This is a genomic window from Phytopseudomonas argentinensis (assembly GCF_900113905.1).
In the GTDB taxonomy this organism is placed as follows: Bacteria; Pseudomonadota; Gammaproteobacteria; order Pseudomonadales; family Pseudomonadaceae; genus Aquipseudomonas; species Aquipseudomonas argentinensis.
Genome location: NZ_FORC01000001.1, coordinates 769,795 through 789,077 on the forward strand (window position 1 = coordinate 769,795; position 19,283 = coordinate 789,077).

The following is a 19,283-nucleotide window of genomic DNA, read 5'->3' on the forward strand; positions in this document are numbered from 1 at the left end:
CTGCCGAAAATAGCCGCAAAGTTTACCCGAGTGGTTGCCCCCACGTCACGTCAGGACAACCGAGCGGCCGGGGTAATTGAACGCTGGCCCGTCATGCCATGCGCAAACCGCCAAGCCGGCAGGTGGATCGATGCCAGCAGGCAGGCACAAAAAAGGGCGACTTGCGTCGCCCTCTTGCGTTGCACAGCTGATCACCGGCAAGCATTCCGGCTCGGAGCTACCCGGCCAGGCCTACTGGTCGAGACCTACTCGGCGAGCTTGAAAGTGATGAAACTGGCGCGCCCCTGGCGCAGTACACGCATCGACACCGAACGGTTCTTCGGCAGCGACTGCGCCACCTCGGTGAAGTTCTTCGCCGAGGCAATGGCCTGGTTGTTCAGGTGAGTGATCACGTCGCCCGGGCGCAGGCCGATCAGCGCCGCCGGGCCGTCCTGCACTTCACGAATGACCACACCGCCACGCAGATCCAGGGCTTTTTTCTGCTCATCGGTCAGTTCGGCGACACTAACCCCCAGACGATTGCTGCTGCGCTCGGCACCCGGCGTAGCGCCTTCGGTGGTTTCATCGCCATCATCGGCAGGCATGGTGCCGACTGCCAGTTTCAGGTTCTTGCGCGCGCCCTCGCGAACGATTTCCAGATTGGCCTTGGTGCCCGGCTTCAGAGCGCCGACCAGATGCGGCAGGTCGGCGGACATGATGATCGGCTTGCCGTCGAGGCTGAGGATTACGTCACCGACCTGCAGACCACCCTTGGCGGCCGGCCCATCTTCAAGCACCTGGGCGACCAGGGCACCGGCCGGCTTCTCCAGACCAAAGGATTCGGCGAGATCCTTGTTCACTTCCTGAATCACCACGCCCAGCCAGCCGCGGCTGACCTTGCCGCTGGCCTTGAGCTGGTCGGCCACGTCCATCGCCACACTCATCGGGATGGCAAAGGACAGCCCCATGAACCCACCGGAACGGGTGAAAATCTGCGAGTTGATGCCGACCACTTCGCCGTCCAGATTGAACAGCGGCCCGCCCGAGTTACCCGGGTTGATCGCCACATCGGTCTGAATGAAAGGCACGTAGCTTTCGTTCGGCAGGCTGCGCCCTTTGGCACTGACGATACCGGCGGTGACCGAATGATCGAAGCCGAAGGGCGAGCCGATGGCCAGTACCCACTCACCCACCTTGAGGTTGTCGGAATTGCCCAGCTTGACGGTCGGCAGGTCGTTCGCCTCAACCTTGAGCAGCGCCACGTCACTGCGCGGGTCGGTACCGATCAGTTTGGCTTCCAGCTCACTGCGATCAGACAAACGCACGATGATTTCATCGGCATCGGCCACCACATGGTTGTTGGTCAGGATGTAACCGTCTTTGGAAATGATGAAGCCCGAGCCAAGCGACTGCGCTTCACGCTGGCGACCACCGCCACCTGGCGCGCGTGGCTGCTGAGGAATGCTGCGCTCGAAAAACTCGCGGAACATCGGCGGCAGGCCTTCCAGGTCTGGAACGGAGAGGCCGCCGCTGCTAGCGACGGCATTCGGCACTTTTTGCCGGGTACTGATATTGACCACGGCAGGCGAAGCCGCCTCGACCAACGGCGTGAAGTCCGGCAGCTGCGCGTGTGCGATTACTGACTGCCCCATCAGGAACACCGCGAACAACGCGGCAGCGTAATTTTTCAGGCTAGGCATCGACATTGCAGTTTCTTCCCCATCCAGAACAAACGAACCCCCGTAGGGGCCATTGGTACAACAAACATGACGATACTACGGCGCATCGACCTCGATCGTTATTGTCGATATTTACGGCGTGGCATGCACATCGTCGGCGCGCATCGACATGGCGACACGCTCGGCGGTTCCCGGCGGAATCTCTCCCACCACGGTCACCATGACATCTCCGTCGTCGGTTGTCAGGCGTCGAGACACCGCCACTGTGGGGCCGAGCTGATTACGGGCATCAGCCACCGCCACATCATGCAAAGGCTCGAGAAATACGGAAAAACGCGCCAATCCGTCATCGTAGACCAGACAGTCGACGCTATCGGTCGATACCGGGCTGCGCTGCTGGGTCACGGCACTGAGATTGAAGCCTGGCGGTAACCAGCCGGAGCGCCAGGACTCCACAGAAGGCGTACGCGTCTGGACGACCCGCACCGGCGTGCAATCTGTAGAAGGTTGCAACACCGCCGCAGGTTGTACATTGGCGGTATCCAACTGGGTAAACTGGAAACGTTCGAGCAGCATGCCGCGATCGTTGACCAATAGCGACTTGAGTGGCAGCCCGGTTTCCTTGTCCACATACAACTCAACACCGTAACGGTGCTGGTCACGTGGCAGCAAGGCGAGAATTACCGCCGCGCGACCGGCCACCCGTGACTCGCCATTCAGGCGCAAGTCGTACCATTGCTCTATCTGTTTGACGTCGACGCCGTGGGCAGGCGATACCTGATCGTCCACGACCGCGGACGCAATAGGGCCGTTGACACATTGCGCCCGGCCGTTGACTCGCAATAATTCCTGCGGCGTACCATCGAGCTGCAATAAACGCTCACGCACAGACCCTCCCGGCTCGACCTGACGCCAGATGCTGTGAGTGGAAAGATTGCCGTTACGTTCGTAAACGAAGGTGCCTTGGAAGCTTTGCTTGCTTTCGGCCTGACTCAGCCGTTGCAACCATCCCTGTGCATCGGCGGCTATGGCAGGGGTTGCCAAAAGACCGCCGAGCATCAGAGACGTGACGAGAATGCAGCGCATACGCGTTGTGCTTAACGCTCTTCTACACTCGCAGATCGTGCAAACGGCAGTGCATTTTCAGCAGTGCCAGGGGCGGATTGCTGACCATGCTGACGCAGGTACTCAGGCAGACGCTGTTCATGCCAGCCTTCACCTTCGGCAGATACGGTCTCTACAGCCGGCTGCTCATCCGAAGTCTTGAAGCCTGCCAGAATGGCCGGCCCCTGAGCTTGCGGCAGCGCGATGGACGGCTGATCCTGTTGCGCCAACTGGGCACCAGAAACGTCATCCTGATTGTAGAAACGCACGCCGGCCAACACGGCAACCGTTACGGTTGCAGCAACTGCCACGCGCCCCAGACTGCGCCATGGACCACGCACGACCTTCTCCTGCACAACTGGAGTGGCATCGTTTTCCAGAGCCGCGGAAACGGCTGCAGCGATGTCCAGTTTGGGCACGAGCAGATCCTTGTGCATCACGGCGCGAGCAACCTGATAACGGGACCAGGTAGCACGCAGTTCAGCGTCGTTGCTCGCACCGAGCACACGCCGAAGTTCAAGTTCATCCGCTTCGTTATCCATCACCGCGGACAGCGATTCCTGCAGGGCTTCACGACTCATAGCGGTTCCTCTCTTGGCTGTCGCCGCTGTCTCAGGCTTCCTGCAACAAAGGTTGCAGGGACTTGTCGATGGCTTCACGCGCCCGAAAGATTCGCGAACGCACGGTACCAACTGGACATTGCATGACGCTCGCAATGTCTTCATAACTAAGACCATCAAATTCGCGTAACGTTAGCGCCGTTCGTAAATCTTCTGGCAATTGCTGGATGCTCCGATGCACGGTCGCTTCGATTTCATCCCTTAGCAGAGCTCGCTCGGGCGATTCGATGTCCTTGAGGGCATGATCACCATCGTAGAACTCGGCATCCTCTGCACTTACATCGTTATCTGGCGGCCTACGACCGCGAGATACCAGGTGATTCTTCGCCGTGTTGATGGCGATGCGGTACAGCCATGTATAGAACGCACTGTCGCCGCGAAAGTTTCCCAGTGCCCGATAAGCTTTTACAAAAGCCTCCTGGGCGACATCCTGAGCTTCATGGGTGTCGTGCACGAAACGCACGATCAACCCGAGAATCTTGTGCTGATACTTCAGCACCAACAGATCGAATGCTCGCTTGTCGCCGCGCTGAACGCGCTCGACCAGCTGCTGATCTTCTTCCTGGGTTAGCATGAATACTCCTCGTTGAGCCCGTAGGAGGTCTGCACCCGCCAGAAGATCGATCTGCCGAAATAGACTCGAGCCATATGCAAAAGTTCTCCCCCTACGAACAAGCTTCCCACAAAACATTTTTTGGTTTTGCACGAAACCACGCACCAGAACCAACGCCTGCTGCGCGAATTGTCTTTAGATCGCCTGACGGGCAGAAACGAATCGCGTGATCGCTTCGTTCACTCAACTCGCCAGACACATTCCCTCTCCGGGGCGACTCCGCTATAGAACCCTGCCCCATGACAAAGTTCAGACAGGTTTCAGCGGATGAGATGCAGCTCCAAGATGGCGGCCAGCCACGCAGGCATATCGCCATCCCAACACGATACACGTTCTGCACCGGACAACCTACCAGGTCGGCTATTGTGCCGTTGCCCCCCTCGATATACTAGGGGCCATCAAATCGCTGCCATGGTTCTCGAAGCCCCGTCGCAGGCACATGACGGCCATTTGCGTGATCCTTGGATACAAAAAGTTGAAGGCCATGGCCCTGTCAACGAAGAGCATGTGACGCGATCAATAGGGCATCCTTTTTCAGCTGCACGCCACCCAGCGGAATCCATAACAATGAGCCAACACTTTCAGCACGATGTTCTGGTTATCGGCAGCGGTGCCGCCGGCCTTACCCTGGCGCTCACGCTTCCCGACAATCTGAGTATCGCCGTGCTGAGCAAGGGTGAATTGACCAATGGCTCGACCTACTGGGCCCAAGGAGGCGTGGCGGCGGTACTGGATCACAGCGACACCGTCGACTCGCACGTGGCTGACACCCTCGACGCAGGCGCCGGGCTATGCCGCGAAGCCGCCGTGCGCTTCACGGTTGAGCACAGCCGCGAAGCGATCGAATGGCTGATCGAGCAAGGGGTACCCTTCACTCGCGATGAAGGCAATGACCGTGAAGATGGCGGGTTCGAGTTTCATCTGACCCGCGAGGGCGGCCACAGCCACCGCCGTATCATTCACGCAGCCGACGCAACCGGTGCGGCGATTTTCAATACGCTGCTCGAACGCACGCGCCAGCGCGACAACGTGGTGCTGCTCGAACAACGGGTTGCGGTGGATCTGATCACCGAGCACAAGCTGGGCCGCGAGGGGCAACGCTGCCTGGGCGCCTATGTGCTGAACCGGGGTACCGGCGAGGTAGACACCCACCACGCGCGCTTCGTGGTTCTTGCCACCGGCGGTGCAGCCAAGGTCTACCTTTATACCAGCAACCCCGATGGCGCCTGCGGCGATGGCATTGCCATGGCGTGGCGCGCCGGTTGCCGGGTTGGCAACTTGGAGTTCAATCAGTTCCACCCTACCTGCCTGTACCATCCGCAGGCCAAGAGCTTTCTGGTTACCGAAGCCCTGCGCGGCGAAGGTGCACTGCTGCGCCTGCCCAGTGGCGAACGCTTCATGCCGCGCTTCGACCCGCGTGAAGAACTCGCCCCGCGCGATATCGTGGCCCGCGCCATCGACCATGAGATGAAACGCCTGGGCATCGACTGCGTCTATCTGGATATCAGCCACAAGCCGGCTGAGTTCATCAAAAGCCACTTCCCTACCGTTTACCAGCGCTGCCTGGCTTTCGGCATCGACATCACCACCCAGCCCATTCCGGTGGTGCCTGCCGCTCACTACACCTGCGGCGGCGTGCTCGTCGATCAGGCTGGGCGCAGCGATGTGGAAGGTCTTTATGCCATCGGCGAAACCAGTTTCACCGGTTTGCATGGCGCCAACCGCATGGCCAGCAACTCGTTGCTCGAGTGCTTCGTCTATGCGCGCTCGGCCGCCGCCGACATCATCGCCAACCTGAACCGGGTGGCGATGCCGACCGACCTGCCCTCCTGGGATGCCAGCCAGGTCACCGACTCGGACGAGGACGTGATCATCGCCCACAACTGGGACGAGTTACGGCGCTTCATGTGGGACTACGTGGGCATTGTGCGCACCAACAAGCGCCTGCAGCGTGCCCAGCACCGTGTGCGCCTGCTGCTCGATGAGATCGACGAGTTCTACAGCAACTACAAGGTCAGCCGGGATCTGATCGAGCTGCGCAACCTGGCCCAGGTGGCCGAACTGATGATTCGCTCGGCCATGCAGCGCAAGGAATCGCGGGGCCTGCATTACACCCTGGATTACCCGGGCCTGCTTCCCGTAGCGGGCGACACTATCCTGCAACCCGCCAACGCTGACGACTGAATTTCAGGCGCACCCTCAGCCTCCGGTGCATATCCCGGGGCATGGCATCGGCAGGGATGCACAGGCTGTGAGTGAATGAGCGGCCCGGCAGCCGAAAGCGCACGATGACCAGCCAGGGTAGCGCCATGCTGTCCGGGTGCAGGGTGACGGGCCGCCATTGCCCATCGAGCCCAGCTACCTGCCAGCCCTCGTCGTCATGACGCAAGCTGCGAAAAATTCCCGGATGGGTCAGCAGCACGTGCCTGGGCACTACCCAGGCGGCATGGCAGCCACACGCCAGCAGAGCGAGCAGTCGCGCCCACAGTGGGATATCCACCAAGAGCAGTGTCAGCAGCGCCAGGGCCTGGGCACACAGGTAGATTTCCAGCAGCCGCCGTGACGGCCGCCAGTTGCATTCGAATCGTTTACTTGGGCTGGACACGATCCAGAATCATGCGAACGATGTGGCGCAGATCGGCATCCTCGGGCTCGCCACGCTGCATGAACCAACCGAACATGTCCTGATCCTCGCACTCGAGCAGCTTGCGGTAGCGGGCGCGATCCTCTTCGCCAAGAGAGGGGTAGACCTCTCGTACGAAGGGCACCAGCAACACGTCCAGTTCGAGCATGCCACGCCGGCTGTGCCAGAAAAGACGATTGAGTTCAGTGGCTTCGACCATGGGGGTGCTCCTCGGGAAAAGGCCGGCAGTATACCAACAGCCGCTGCCGGCATCAGCGTCACGACCCGAATCGCCCGGCGGCGGCTCTTACCTGTAGCGAGACAGTTGCCGCTGCTCTTATCATGGCAACTCATTCCTTGCCCACGATTGTCTCGACCATGGCCGACAGCGCTTTCTTTTGCTCGCTCACCCACGAAGGCATCCTCGCCGTACGCGGCCCCGATGCGGGTAAGTTCCTTCAGGGCCAGATCACCTGCAACATCAACTACCTTGGCGCCAGCGGCTCCAGCCTCGGTGCTCGCTGTACGCCCAAAGGCCGCATGCTCTCGAGCTTTCGCATCGTCAGCGTGGCCGACGGCTTCCTGCTGGCCATGAGCCGCGAACTGCTGGAACCGCAACTCGCCGAGCTGCAGAAATACGCCGTATTCTCCAAGGCCAAGCTGGGCGACGAGAGTGCTGCCTGGGTGCGTTACGGCCTCAGCGGCGCGGATGCCGCCTTGCAGGCCCTGGGCCTCGACCTGGCCTCCGAGGCGGACAGCGTGAGCAGTACGGAGTCACTGCTGGCCATCCGCCTCAGCGATGGCCGCGCCGAGCTGTGGGCGCCGGCCGAGCAAGCCGAGAGGCTGCACACGCACCTGCGCGCGCAACTGCCCGAAGCTGGCCTCAATGACTGGTTGCTCGCGCAGATTCGCGCCGGTGTTGGCCAGGTTACAGGTACCACCCGGGAGCTGTTCATCCCGCAGATGATCAACCTGCAGGCCGTTGGCGGGGTAAGCTTCAAGAAGGGCTGTTATACCGGCCAGGAAATCGTTGCCCGCATGCAGTACCTGGGCAAGCTCAAGCGCCGCCTCTACCGGCTGAGCGTCGCTGCCGATCAGCCGCCCGCCCCTGGTACCGAGCTGTTCTCCCCCGTGCACCGCAGCGCGGTGGGCGAAGTGGTGCTGGCGGCTTCGAGCAGCGCTGGCGTCGAGCTGCTGGCGGTGCTGCAGGAAGACGCGGCGCTCGACGGCCATATTCACCTGGGCAGCCTCGAAGGCCTGCCGCTCGACCTGCTCGACCTGCCGTACACGCTGGACAGTAAGCGCGAGATCCAACGCTGACGTACACTGCCGCTACGCCCCGCCAACACACGCTGACAACGAGAATTACATGAGCAAACTCGCCGAGAAAGTCCTGCTGGACCTGACCAGGGCCATCGACAACGATGAGCTGGTGCTGCCGACCCTGCCCGAGGTCGCCCTGAAAGTTCGCGAGGCAGCGGAAGACCCCAACGTCGGCATTCCCGAGATGACCAAGGTCATCGGTAACGACGCGGCGCTCACCGCGCGCATCATCAAGGTGGTGAACAGCCCGCTGCTGCGTACCAACCGTGAAATCACCGACCTGCAGATGGCCATCGGTCGTCTGGGCATCAACTACACCTGCAACCTGGCCACGGGCCTGGCCATGGAGCAGATGTTCCAGGCCACCACCGATGTGGTCGACCGCAAGATGCGTGAGGTATGGACCAAGAGCACCGAGATCGCCGGCATCTGCCACGTACTCTGCCGCCACTACACCCGCCTGATGCCCGACCAGGCCACCCTTGCCGGCCTGGTTCACCAGATTGGCGTACTGCCGATCCTTACCTACGCCGAGGAGCACAGCGAGCTGCTGGCCGACTCGATCAGCCTCAACCACGTGATCGAGCAGATCCACCCGATCATTGGCGACAAGATCCTGCGCACCTGGGAATTCCCGGAAATGATCGCCAGCGTGCCGGGCCAGTACCTGAACTTCAGCCGCAACAGCAGCAAGGTCGACTACGTCGATATCGTCCAGGTGGCCACGCTGCAGAGCCACCTCGGCACGCCGCACCCCTATACCCAGCTGGACTGGAGTCAGATCCCGGCATTCGACAAGCTCGGCATCAAGCCGGACCTGGACATCCACGCCGACGAGGATCTGTCGGCAGCCATGGATGCCGCCATGACCATGTTGCAGTAATTACCCCGGGGCGAAGCCTGCTTCGCCCCGCTCTCAGCTTGCTTCGCCGCGGAACACCACACGCACCAGCAGCCCATGGGGGCTGGCCTGATGCAGGCTGATATCGGCGCGGTGGGCACGGCAGATCTCCCCAACGATGGCCAAGCCCAGGCCGGCGCCCAGCCCCTGAGCCTGACGGCGGTAGAAGCGCTCGAATACCCGCCCTCGATCTTCCTCGGGGATACCGGGACCATCATCCTCGACCTCCAGTACAGCGGGCTCCTTCACCCGCAGGATGACGTTGCCACCTGCCTCGGTGTAGGCCATGGCATTGTCGACCAGATTGCACAGCAGCTCATTGAGCAATGTCGGCTCGCCGCGAATCCACACCGGATGCTCGGCTTCCAGTGCCAGGGCCACGCCACGCGAATGCGCCAGCGGTGCCAACGCCATGCCCAGCTCGCGGGCCAGCTGGCTGAGATCCAGCCGCAACGCGCCCCCCTCGGCAATCGCGCGCGCCCCGCTTTCGATCCGCGCCAATGACAACAGCTGGTTGGCCAGATGGGTCAGGCGATCGGCGTTCAACGCTGCGTCCTCCAGGGTCGCGTGCCAGACCTGCGGATCCTGATCACGCAGGCCCAGTTCGACCCGCGCCTTGAGCGCCGCCAGGGGCGTGCGCAGTTCGTGGGAGGCATCGGCGATAAACTGCGACTGCCGCTCGAACAGACCGCGCAGCCTGTCGTTGAACTGATTCAGCGCATTGACCAGAGGCCGCAGTTCCCTGGGCATGTCCTCGTCCGGTAGCGGGCGCAGATCATCGCTGTTGCGCCCCGCTACCGTCCGGCGCAGGCTCTCGAGCGGGCGCAACCCGGCGCTCACCGCCAACCAGACAAGCAGCAGCGCACTGAGCGACAGCAAGCCCATGCGCCACAGCGTGCCCAACAGCAGGTCCCGGGTCATGCGTTCCCGGGCGCCCTGGGTCTCGGCTACACGAATCTCGGCAACCCCGCTGTAACCAGGCTCACTGACCGGCTGCAGGAAGCTCACCACCCGCACGCCCTGGCCACGGTAGGTGCCGTCATAGAACTTGGCCAGAGCCGGGTAGTCATTGGTTCGCGGCGTGTGCGGTGGTGCCGCGGGCAGGTCTTCATAGCCCGACACCAACTCGCCCTTGGGCCCCAGCACCTGGTAGTAGATACGCCCGGCACTGTCGTAGGCGAAGGTATCCAGGGCGATATAGGGCACGTTGGCACTGAGCATGCCCTCGACGGCATAGAGCCCGTCGGAGATCGCCCGGGCCGATGCCAGCAGGGTACGGTCATAGGCGGTATCGGCGGCGTGCCGGGCGCTCCAGTAGGCGGTCAGGCTGCTGACCAGCAGAATCACCGTGAACAGCACAGCCAGCCGCCGAATCAGCCGGCCACGCAGGCTGCCGGGCCTATCCACCCGTGGCTTCCAGCAGATAACCGAGGCCCCGGAAGGTGACGATGCGCACCGCACCGCCCTCGAGCTTCTTGCGCAGACGATGGACATAGATCTCGATGGAGTCGGCGCTCGCCTCCTCGTCCAGACCAAACACCTGGGACGCCAGTTGCTCCTTGCTCATGACCCGCCCAGGCCGGGAAATCATCGCCTCGAGCACCGCCTGCTCACGGGAAGTCAGGTTGAGGCTTTCCTCCACCAGGGTGAAGCGCCGGGTATCCAGGTCGTAGACCAGGTCACCACAGCGCAGTTGCTGCTCGCCACCGAGCATGCTGCGGCGCAGCAATGCCTTGACCCGCGCCTCCAGCTCGCTCAGTTCGAACGGCTTGGCCAGGTAGTCGTCGGCGCCCAGATTGAGCCCATGCACACGGTCCTTGACCTCGCCGCGGGCCGTGAGCATCAGCACCGGCACGGTCTTGCCGCGGGCGCGCAAACGGGCCAGGACCTCGAAGCCGTCCATGCGTGGCAGGCCGACATCGAGAATCGCCAGGGCGTACTCCTCGCTGCCGAGGGCAAGATCCGCCGCCACGCCATCATGCAGAACATCCACCGTCCAACCAGCGCTCTTGAGCGCCTGGGTGACGCTTGCCGCCAACTGCGGATGATCCTCGACCAGCAGAATTCGCACTGCAACCTCCAACCGAACCATGGACTTGACCGCCATGTGTGGCGAGAGTTTACCGCTAGCGCGAGGAGTTGGCAGTTACGGCGTGCAACGACGGCACATATGCAACAACTTGTCCCATTGAAAGGTTGATGAAAGGTTGCACTTCTAGGATCGCTCCAGGGCGGCTCGATCCGCTCACAAAACGATCTGTGCAGTGCCGCGCGGTCGTGAAAACAATAACAACAATGGAGTTACCCCACATGCCAACAGCCTTGCGCCAGGCCATCTCGCCGTTGAGCTTGTTCAGCCTCGCACTGCCAGCCGCGCTGCTCACCCCAATGGCTCACGCTGCTTTCGTCGAAGACAGCTCTGCCAGCCTGACCACCACCAATATCTACCTGAATCGTGATTTCCGCGAAGGCAACAGCCAGGGATCACGCAGGGTACAGAACAAGCGTGAAGAATGGGGTCAGGGCTTCCTGCTCGACCTGCGTTCCGGCTTCACCGAAGGCACCGTCGGGGTCGGCCTCGACGCTTTGGGCATGCTGGGGGTCAAGCTGGATTCGGGCGGCGGCCGCACCGGCACCGACCTGCTGCCGGTTCAGGATGATGGCGGTACGCCGGATGAATTCTCCCGCCTGGGCCTGACCGCCAAACTCAGGGTTTCCGAAACCGAACTGCGCTACGGCTCGCACATTCCCGAATTGCCGGTGGTCAAAGCCAGCGACAGCCGTCTGCTGCCGCAGGTATTCGAAGGCGGCCTGCTGACCTCGTCCGAACTGGACGGCCTGACCTTCACTGGTGGTCGCCTGGACAAGGTCATCGACCGTGCCTCCACCAACTCCGAAGACATCGTGCTCAACAGCAAGAACGGCCGTTATGCCGGCGGCATCACTGCCGACCATCTCGACCTGGCGGGCCTCGATTACGCTTTCAGCAAGAACGTGACGGGCCGTTATTACTTCGCCGACCTCGACGATATCTACCGCCAGCACTTCTTCGGGCTGCAGACCAAACACGCCCTGGGCGCCGGCGTGCTCTCCAGCGACCTGCGCCTGAGCATCAGCAAGGACAGCGGCGCCTCCAAGGCTGGCAAGGTCGATAACCGCGCCCTCAACGGTATGGTCAGTTACGCCATCAGCGGCCACAAGTTCGGCCTTGGCTACCAGGACATGAGCGGCGACACCGGCTTCGCTTACATCGATGGCAGCGATCCATTTCTGGTCAACTTCGTGCAGATCAATGACTTCGCCAACGCCGACGAGCGCTCCTGGCAGGCCCGCTACGACTTCGACTTCGCCAAGGTAGGTGTTCCTGGCCTGAGTTTCATGACTCGCTACATCCGCGGCGACGACGCCAGGGTTGCAGGTACCGACCAGACCGGTGGTGAGTGGGAGCGCGACGTGGAAATCAAGTACGTGGTGCAAAGCGGCGCCCTGAAAGACGTCTACGTACGCCTGCGCAACGCCAGCTTCCGCTCCGATTTCGCTCGCGATGCCGATGAGAACCGAATCATCGTAGGTTACACACTGCCAATTTGGTAAATCAAAATAAAAATCCAGAGGGATCTTTTTATGAAAACAACCTTTAGCCGTATTGCCCTGACCGCTGCCTGCATGGCGTTTGCGGGCCCGTTGCTGGCCGATGAGCCGCGCCGCCCGGAGTGCATTGCCCCGGCGGCCCCTGGTGGTGGTTTCGACCTGACCTGCAAACTGGCGCAAAGCGCGCTGGTGGAAAGCAAACTGCTGAAGTCGCCGATGCGCGTCACCTACATGCCAGGCGGCGTCGGTGCGGTGGCTTACAACGCAGTGGTTGCTCAGCGCCCTGCCGACGCGGGCACCATCACCGCGTTTTCCAGTGGCTCGCTGCTCAACCTGGCCCAAGGCAAGTTCGGTCGTTTCGATGAGAACGCCGTGAAGTGGCTGGCCGGCGTCGGCACCAGCTACGGTGCCCTGGCGGTACGCAAGGACTCGCCGTTCAAGACCCTCGAAGACCTGGTCAAGGCCCTCAAGGAAAACCCGGGCAAGGTGGTCATCGGTTCCGGCGGCACCGTTGGCAGCCAGGACTGGATGCAGACCGCACTGATTGCCCGTGCTGCCGGCATCGACCCGCGCGAACTGCGCTACGTGGCAATGGAAGGCGGCGGCGAGCTGGCCACCGCCCTGCTCGGTGGCCACATTCAGGTTGCCAGTACCGATATCTCCGACTCCGTACCGCACATCGAAAGCGGTGACATGCGCATCCTCGCCGTGTTCTCCGAAGAGCGTCTGCCAGGCAGCGTGGTGGCCAACATCCCGACCGCCAAGGAACAGGGCTTTGATGTGGTATGGCCGGTAATCCGCGGCTTCTACCTCGGCCCGAAGGTCAGCGACGAAGCCTACGCCTGGTGGAAGAACTCCTTCGACCAGCTGCTGGCCTCCGACGACTTCGCCAAGCTGCGTGAAGACCGCGAACTCTATCCGTTCGCCATGACCGGCGAGGAACTGGACGGCTACGTGAAGAAGCAGGTCGCCCAGTACAAGGAACTGGCCCAGGAATTCGGCCTGATCCAGCAGTAACGCCGGCGCCTACACACCTGCGACTCACTGTCATCCTCTGGGCCTGGCCCAGAGGGTGCGTTTGCCATTGTCAAAAACGAGGACTCCCTCATGTCACAACGCATTTTCGGCGTGGTGCTGCTACTCGCCTGTGTCGGGCTGGGCATCGTCGCCTGGGGCTATCACGCGCCCTTCTCCTACGAACCGGTCGGCCCGCGCGCCTATCCGATGCTGCTGCTGACGCTCATGGGCCTGGGCGCCATCTACCTGCTGGTCAAGAAGCCGTCCAGCAGTACCTCGCACAGCGACGAGCCACCACTGGACAAGCACGTGATCGGCAAGGTGGTCGGTTGTGTGGCGATTCTCACCATCTACGCCGCCCTCTTCGAGCCGCTGGGCTTCGTGCCGGCCAGCCTGATCTTCGGTGTCGCCATGGCCCGCCTTTACGAAGGTACCTGGCTTGCCAGTGTGGTGTCCGGCGTGGTGTTGGCCATTGGGCTGTATCTGCTTTTCGACAAGATCCTCGACGTACCACTGCCGCTCGGCATCCTTTCTGGCCTGGAGATCTGATCCATGGATACTTTTAGCTACCTGGGCCAGGGCTTCGGCGTTGCCCTGAGCCCTTATAACCTGTTCACTGCGCTGTGCGGCACCCTGATCGGCACCATCGTCGGCCTGCTGCCGGGCCTCGGCCCGATCAACGGCGTGGCGCTGCTGATCCCGATCGCGTTCGCCCTCGGCCTGCCGCCGGAAACCGCGCTGATCCTGCTCGCCGCCGTATACCTGGGCTGCGAATATGGCGGGCGTATTTCCTCGATTCTGCTGAACATCCCCGGCGAAGCTTCGGCGGTGATGACCACCCTGGACGGCTACCCGCTGGCGCGTCAGGGCAAGGCGGGCGTGGCCCTGTCGATCTCTGCCTGGAGCTCGTTCGTCGGCGGCCTTATGGCCACCTGCGGGGTGGTGATCTTTGCCCCGCTACTGGCCAGTTGGGCAGTCGCCTTCGGCCCGGCCGAATACTTCGTGCTGATGGTGTTCGCCATCGTCTGCCTGGCCGGCATGGCTGGCAACAAACCGATGAAAACCGCGATTGCCGCCTGTATAGGCCTGTTCCTGTCCTGCGTCGGCATCGATTCCAACAGCGGCGTGTACCGCTTCACCTTCGGCAGCCTGGGCCTGGCCGACGGCATCCAGTTCGTGGTGCTGGTACTGGGCCTGTTCTCGGTCAGCGAGATCCTCGTGCTGCTCGAGCGCACCCACCATGGCCAGAAGGCCATCGAAGCCAAGGGCCGCATGCTGTTCAACCTCAAGGAAGGCCTCTCGGTGCTGGCCACCAACCTGCGCAGCGGCGCGGTCGGCTTCGGCCTGGGCATCCTGCCGGGCGCCGGTGCAACCCTGGCCAGCGCCGTGGCGTATATGAGCGAAAAGCGCCTGGCTACCAAGGACAACAAGTTCGGTGAAGGCGATCTGCGTGGCCTGGCCGCCCCGGAAACCGCCAACAGCGCCTCGGCCTGCGGTTCCATGGTGCCGATGCTGACCCTCGGCGTGCCCGGTTCCGGCACTACCGCGGTGATGCTTGGCGCCCTGACGCTGTACAACATCACCCCGGGCCCACTGCTGTTTCAGAACCAGCCGGACATCGTCTGGGGCCTGATCGCCTCGCTGTTCGTGGCCAACATCATGCTCATCGTGATGAACGTGCCGATGATCAAGATCTTCACCAAGATCCTTGCCGTGCCCTACTGGGCCCTGGTACCGGCCATCGCCATCATCACCTCCATCGGCGTCTACGCCGTGCACGCCACCGCGTTCGACCTGTACCTGATGATTGGTATCGGTGTCGCCGGGTACATCCTGCGCAAGATGGACTTCCCGCTGTCGGCGATTCTGCTGGGCTTCATTCTCGGCGGTTTGATGGAGCAGAACCTGCGTCGCGCGTTGTCGATCTCCAACGGTGAGCTGGGCATCCTGTTTGCCAGCCCGATTACCTGGGGCGTGTGGACGCTGATCGTGGCAATGATCGCCCTGCCGTTCTACCGCACCTGGCGCAAGCGTAGTCAGCGCAGGGCCGAAGCGGCCAATGCCTGATAGCGACAACCCGCACGATAATCCCAGGCACCTGCGCAGCTGGTGGCTCACGCCACTGGTTGGCGCAGGGGGTGGTTACCTGGCCAGCCTTATCGGCTGGCCTTTGCCTTGGGTCATCGGCTCACTGCTGGCGGTCATTGTGCTGCGCTGCGCCGGCGTGCTCAGCCAGGAAATGCCAGGCGGGCGGCAGGTTGGCCAATGGCTGGTCGCCGCCGGTATCGGCCTGCACTTCACCAGTGAGGTGCTCGAGCAGGTGCTTGGCAACCTGACAATCATTCTGCTCGGCGCATTCGCTACCCTCGCCCTCAGCGCCATTGGCATTGCCGGTTTGCGCCGCTTCGGTGTGGACCGCGCCACGGCGTTCTTCGCCAGCATGCCGGGCGGGGCCAGCGAGATGGTCAATCTGTCCCGTCGCCACGGCGCACAGCCGGCACGCATCGCCGCCGCACACAGCGTGCGTCTGCTGATGGTCATCCTGCTGATTCCAGCACTGTTCACCTGGGGGCTGCCGCCCGTCGAATCGGCGCCGCCCATGCCGGTGGACTGGTTCTGGCTGGCCATCCTGCTACCTGCAGGTGCCCTGCTGGCTCTGCTGTGGCGGAGGCTCGGGCAACCCAACCCGTGGATGCTCGGCCCGCTGACGCTGTGCGCCGCGGCCAGCGTGACCTTCGATCTGCATATCGGCATGCCCACCTGGCTGGGCCAGCTCGGCCAATGGTTGATCGGCTGCGCCCTGGGCTGTCATTTCGACCGGGCGTTCTTTCGCAGTGCGCCGGGCTTTCTGCTGCGCGTAATACTGTTCACCCTGCTGGCGATGATCGTCACCGCACTGCTTGGCTCTGCCATCGGCTGGATGAGCGGTATCGAATCCGTATCGCTGATGCTCGGCATGATGCCCGGCGGCATTACCGAACTGTGCCTGACCGCAGAAGCGCTGCAATTGTCAGTAGCGTTGGTCACAGCGCTGCAGGCCTTGCGTTTGTTTCTGGTGATGTTTCTGGCCGAGCCCTTGTTCCGGCTATGGCAGCGGCACTCACCGCTGCCCTGACCTTTCCAGCCCGGTTTCAAGCCGGGCTTTTTTAGCGGATATGTCCGAGCGCTTGCTGTCGATATGGCTGGCGTACTCTTATTCAGGTACGCACGAGAGGAGTCGACATGTCCGGTTACCTGAAGAGCCTGCTCCTGCTGCTATCGCTCGGCCTGCTGGTCAGTGCCTGTAGCAAGGCTGGCCTGGCCTATCGCAACCTGGACTGGGTGATTGCCTGGCGGGTGGATCAGTACCTGGACCTCGACTCACAGCAGAAGGCCTGGTTCAAGCCCAGGCTGCAGGAACACCTGGCCTGGCACTGCAGCACTGAGCTGCCGCGCTATGTGGACTGGCTGCAGCGCACCCGGGATCTGCTTCAGGAGCCTGCGCCAGACGCTGGCCAACTAGAGGCGAAGATGATCGAGGCCGAGCAGGCGTTCCATGCCGTCGTGCAGCAGACCAATCCGACGGCCGTCGCGCTGCTCGCCGACCTGCGCCCCAAACAGGTCGAGCGCCTCTATGCACGCATGGAAAAAGATAATGTCGAAGACCGCCAGAAATTTCTCGAGCCGCCTCTGCAGACCCAGATCAGCGAGCGTGCCGAGCGCCTGGAAAAACGCTTGAAGCCCTGGTTCGGCACACTCAACGAAGCCCAGCAGGCACGCATTGCCCGATGGGCCAGCGAGCGCCGTGATCAGAATCGTCTGTGGCTGGAGAACCGCGCACGCTGGCAGAGCGAGTTTCGCAGCGTGCTGGATCAGCGTGACGCCGAGGATTTTGCCCAGCGCATGAGCCACGTGCTGGAGAATCGTCGCGGCGCCCACGACCAACAGGCGACCCAGGCCTATGAACAGTCACGCCAGGCGATGGCTGCCCTGCTCAGCGATCTGCTGGCCGCTGCCGACGACCAGCAGCGTACCCAGGTGAATCAGCGCATTGCGTCCCTGCAAAGCGACCTGGCCGGGCAGATCTGCGCCGGCTGATCAGCCCTGAATCGGCGGAACTCGCCAGTCGATGGGGGTGAGGCCATGTTGCTCGAGGAACTTGTTGGCGCGACTGAAATGGCCATTGCCGATAAAGCCCCGATGCGCCGACAAGGGCGACGGATGCGGCGAGCGCAGCACCAGGTGCTTGCTGGTATCGATCAGCCGCTCCTTGCTTTGCGCATGGGCGCCCCACAACAAAAACACCAGGTGCGGGCGCTGCTCACTGACCACCGAGATGATCCGGTCGGTAAACGGCTGCCAACCCTTGGCGGCATGGGAGCCCGCATTGGCACGCTCGACGGTCAGCGAAGTGTTGAGCAGCAGCACGCCCTGCTCGGCCCAGGACTGCAGATAGCCGTGGTTCGGGATATCGATATTCAGGTCGCGCTTGAGCTCTTTGTAGATGTTCACCAGTGATGGCGGCGTGGCCACGCCCGGCTGCACCGAGAAACACAGGCCATGTGCCTGGCCCGGCCCGTGATAAGGATCCTGGCCAATGATGACCACCTTGACCTGGTCCAGCGGGGTGGAATTCAGGGCATTGAAAATCAGCGGGCCCGGCGGGTAGATTTCCTTGCCAGCCGCCTTTTCCTGGCGCAGGAAATCGCCCAGGGCGCTCATGTAGGGTTTGTCGAATTCCTCGTGAAGCGCCTGTTTCCAGCCGGCCTCCAGCTTGACCTTGTCTGCGGCGGACATGCCTGCTCCCGGTAATCAATGAAGTCAGCACGCTAGAGAAGCGTGTCGGGCAAGTCAAGGCAGCACGGGCACCAGGCGCGGCGGCACAGGATTGCTTACAAGGCATTGTTACGCCAAGCGATTCGCCAGCGCGACCGGTAAACGGCGCGCACTGCGCCACACGGCATAACACCGACCCGCCTTTGGCGCTACAGTAAGACAACACCGCTGAAGAGGACGCCCCATGAGTACGGCACTTGAACCCTACAAACCCGGTATCTTCGACCTGACCCACAAGCTCACGGTGGAGAAGCACGGCCACACCGCCCTGCTCACCATCAACAACCCGCCTGCCAATACCTGGGACCGTGAATCACTGATCGGTCTCAAGCAGCTGATCGACCACCTGGACCGCGATGACGACATTTATGCGCTGGTCATCACCGGCCAGGGTGGCAAGTTCTTCTCCGCCGGTGCCGACCTGAAACTGTTCGCCGATGGCGACAAGGCCCGCGCCCGGGAGATGGCCAGCCGCTTTGGCGAGGCATTCGAACGGCTCAGCGCCTTCCGCGGGGTATCCATAGCGGCGATCAACGGCTACGCCATGGGTGGCGGCCTGGAATGCGCCCTGGCCTGCGACATCCGCATTGCCGAGCGCCAGGCCATGATGGCCCTGCCGGAAGCCAGCGTCGGCCTGCTGCCCTGCGCTGGCGGCACCCAGAACCTGCCCTGGCTAGTCGGCGAAGGCTGGGCCAAGCGCATGATTCTCTGTGGTGAACGGCTCGATGCCGACACCGCGCTGCGCATTGGCCTGGTGGAACAGGTGGTCGATAGCGGCGAAGCGCGCGGCCACGCGTTGCTGCTGGCTTCCAAGGTCGCCAGCCAGAGCCCAATGGCCGTGCGCGCCATCAAACCGCTGATCCAGGGTGCGCGCGAAAGGGCTCCGACGACCTGGCTGGCTGCCGAGCGCGAACGTTTCGTCGACCTGTTCGATGCCGCCGATACCCGTGAAGGGGTCAATGCCTTCCTGGAAAAACGGACGGCCAACTGGCGCAATCAATGATGCTTACCGGCAATT

Annotated in this window: 19 protein-coding genes; 10 read left to right on the forward strand and 9 right to left on the reverse strand. The window is 62.4% G+C overall.

Features of this window, described 5'->3' with window-relative positions; all coding sequences use genetic code 11:
* Positions 1-245: 245 nt before the first annotated feature.
* From BM154_RS03545 to rpoE, 4 genes are all read right to left on the reverse strand, one after another.
* A complete protein-coding gene (locus BM154_RS03545) occupies positions 246-1,685 on the reverse strand; it encodes a DegQ family serine endoprotease (protein ID WP_074881010.1) in 1,440 nt (479 codons plus the stop codon).
* 105 nt (positions 1,686-1,790) lie between these two features.
* Positions 1,791-2,744 (reverse strand): MucB/RseB C-terminal domain-containing protein, encoded by a 954-nt coding sequence (locus BM154_RS03550; RefSeq protein ID WP_074881011.1) that lies wholly within the window; start codon positions 2,742-2,744, stop codon positions 1,791-1,793.
* 11 nt (positions 2,745-2,755) lie between these two features.
* Positions 2,756-3,343 (reverse strand): sigma-E factor negative regulatory protein, encoded by a 588-nt coding sequence (locus BM154_RS03555; RefSeq protein ID WP_074881012.1) that lies wholly within the window; start codon positions 3,341-3,343, stop codon positions 2,756-2,758.
* A gap of 31 nt (positions 3,344-3,374) precedes the next feature.
* Positions 3,375-3,956 carry an RNA polymerase sigma factor RpoE/AlgU gene (gene rpoE, locus BM154_RS03560; protein ID WP_013792331.1) on the reverse strand — a complete coding sequence of 194 codons (582 nt, stop codon included), beginning with the start codon at positions 3,954-3,956 and terminating at the stop codon, positions 3,375-3,377.
* A gap of 606 nt (positions 3,957-4,562) precedes the next feature.
* On the opposite strand from rpoE, the gene nadB reads away from it, so the two are divergent.
* A complete protein-coding gene (gene nadB / locus BM154_RS03565; protein ID WP_074881013.1) occupies positions 4,563-6,179 on the forward strand; it encodes an L-aspartate oxidase in 1,617 nt (538 codons plus the stop codon).
* On the opposite strand, the gene BM154_RS03570 is transcribed toward nadB, so the two are convergent.
* Positions 6,148-6,600, reverse strand: a complete 453-nt coding sequence (locus tag BM154_RS03570; RefSeq protein WP_074881014.1) for a protein YgfX — start codon at positions 6,598-6,600, stop codon at positions 6,148-6,150. The genes nadB and BM154_RS03570 overlap by 32 nt on opposite strands.
* Positions 6,584-6,838 (reverse strand): FAD assembly factor SdhE, encoded by a 255-nt coding sequence (locus BM154_RS03575; protein ID WP_074881015.1) that lies wholly within the window; start codon positions 6,836-6,838, stop codon positions 6,584-6,586. The genes BM154_RS03570 and BM154_RS03575 overlap by 17 nt, the downstream gene beginning before the upstream one ends.
* A gap of 158 nt (positions 6,839-6,996) precedes the next feature.
* Here BM154_RS03575 and ygfZ point away from each other — a divergent pair, with 158 nt between their 5' ends.
* Positions 6,997-7,938 carry a CAF17-like 4Fe-4S cluster assembly/insertion protein YgfZ gene (ygfZ, locus tag BM154_RS03580; RefSeq protein WP_074881016.1) on the forward strand — a complete coding sequence of 314 codons (942 nt, stop codon included), beginning with the start codon at positions 6,997-6,999 and terminating at the stop codon, positions 7,936-7,938.
* Positions 7,939-7,987: 49 nt separating this feature from the next.
* The gene (locus BM154_RS03585) at positions 7,988-8,824 is read left to right on the forward strand and encodes an HDOD domain-containing protein (RefSeq protein WP_074881017.1); all 837 of its coding nucleotides are present in this window, start codon (positions 7,988-7,990) and stop codon (positions 8,822-8,824) included.
* A 33-nt stretch (positions 8,825-8,857) separates the two neighbouring features.
* On the opposite strand, the gene BM154_RS03590 is transcribed toward BM154_RS03585, so the two are convergent.
* Both BM154_RS03590 and BM154_RS03595 read right to left on the reverse strand, forming a co-directional pair.
* Positions 8,858-10,249: a sensor histidine kinase gene (locus BM154_RS03590; RefSeq protein WP_074881018.1), complete on the reverse strand. Its 1,392-nt coding sequence runs from the start codon at positions 10,247-10,249 to the stop codon at positions 8,858-8,860.
* Positions 10,242-10,913 carry a response regulator gene (locus BM154_RS03595; protein WP_074881019.1) on the reverse strand — a complete coding sequence of 224 codons (672 nt, stop codon included), beginning with the start codon at positions 10,911-10,913 and terminating at the stop codon, positions 10,242-10,244. Before BM154_RS03595 ends, BM154_RS03590 begins: the two co-directional genes overlap by 8 nt.
* A 239-nt stretch (positions 10,914-11,152) precedes the next feature.
* On the opposite strand from BM154_RS03595, the gene BM154_RS03600 reads away from it, so the two are divergent.
* The 6 genes from BM154_RS03600 (at position 11,153) to BM154_RS03625 (ending at position 17,527) form a co-directional block, all read left to right on the forward strand.
* Positions 11,153-12,436 carry an OprD family porin gene (locus BM154_RS03600; protein ID WP_074881020.1) on the forward strand — a complete coding sequence of 428 codons (1,284 nt, stop codon included), beginning with the start codon at positions 11,153-11,155 and terminating at the stop codon, positions 12,434-12,436.
* Between the two features lie 30 nt (positions 12,437-12,466).
* Positions 12,467-13,450: a Bug family tripartite tricarboxylate transporter substrate binding protein gene (locus BM154_RS03605; protein WP_074881021.1), complete on the forward strand. Its 984-nt coding sequence runs from the start codon at positions 12,467-12,469 to the stop codon at positions 13,448-13,450.
* A 90-nt stretch (positions 13,451-13,540) separates the two neighbouring features.
* Positions 13,541-13,999: a tripartite tricarboxylate transporter TctB family protein gene (locus BM154_RS03610; RefSeq protein WP_074881022.1), complete on the forward strand. Its 459-nt coding sequence runs from the start codon at positions 13,541-13,543 to the stop codon at positions 13,997-13,999.
* A gap of 3 nt (positions 14,000-14,002) precedes the next feature.
* Positions 14,003-15,517 (forward strand): tripartite tricarboxylate transporter permease, encoded by a 1,515-nt coding sequence (locus tag BM154_RS03615; protein WP_074881023.1) that lies wholly within the window; start codon positions 14,003-14,005, stop codon positions 15,515-15,517.
* On the forward strand, positions 15,510-16,565 hold the full coding sequence (locus tag BM154_RS03620; protein ID WP_074881024.1) for an AbrB family transcriptional regulator: 1,056 nt from the start codon (positions 15,510-15,512) through the stop codon (positions 16,563-16,565). The genes BM154_RS03615 and BM154_RS03620 overlap by 8 nt, the downstream gene beginning before the upstream one ends.
* Positions 16,566-16,672: 107 nt before the next feature.
* Complete coding sequence (locus tag BM154_RS03625) at positions 16,673-17,527, forward strand: DUF6279 family lipoprotein (RefSeq protein ID WP_074881025.1); 855 nt, start codon at positions 16,673-16,675, stop codon at positions 17,525-17,527.
* Here BM154_RS03625 and ung read toward each other — a convergent pair whose 3' ends face one another.
* Positions 17,528-18,226 carry a uracil-DNA glycosylase gene (gene ung / locus BM154_RS03630; protein WP_074881026.1) on the reverse strand — a complete coding sequence of 233 codons (699 nt, stop codon included), beginning with the start codon at positions 18,224-18,226 and terminating at the stop codon, positions 17,528-17,530.
* A 223-nt stretch (positions 18,227-18,449) separates the two neighbouring features.
* Here ung and BM154_RS03635 point away from each other — a divergent pair, with 223 nt between their 5' ends.
* Positions 18,450-19,268, forward strand: a complete 819-nt coding sequence (locus BM154_RS03635; protein WP_074881027.1) for an enoyl-CoA hydratase — start codon at positions 18,450-18,452, stop codon at positions 19,266-19,268.
* Positions 19,269-19,283 lie beyond the last annotated feature (15 nt).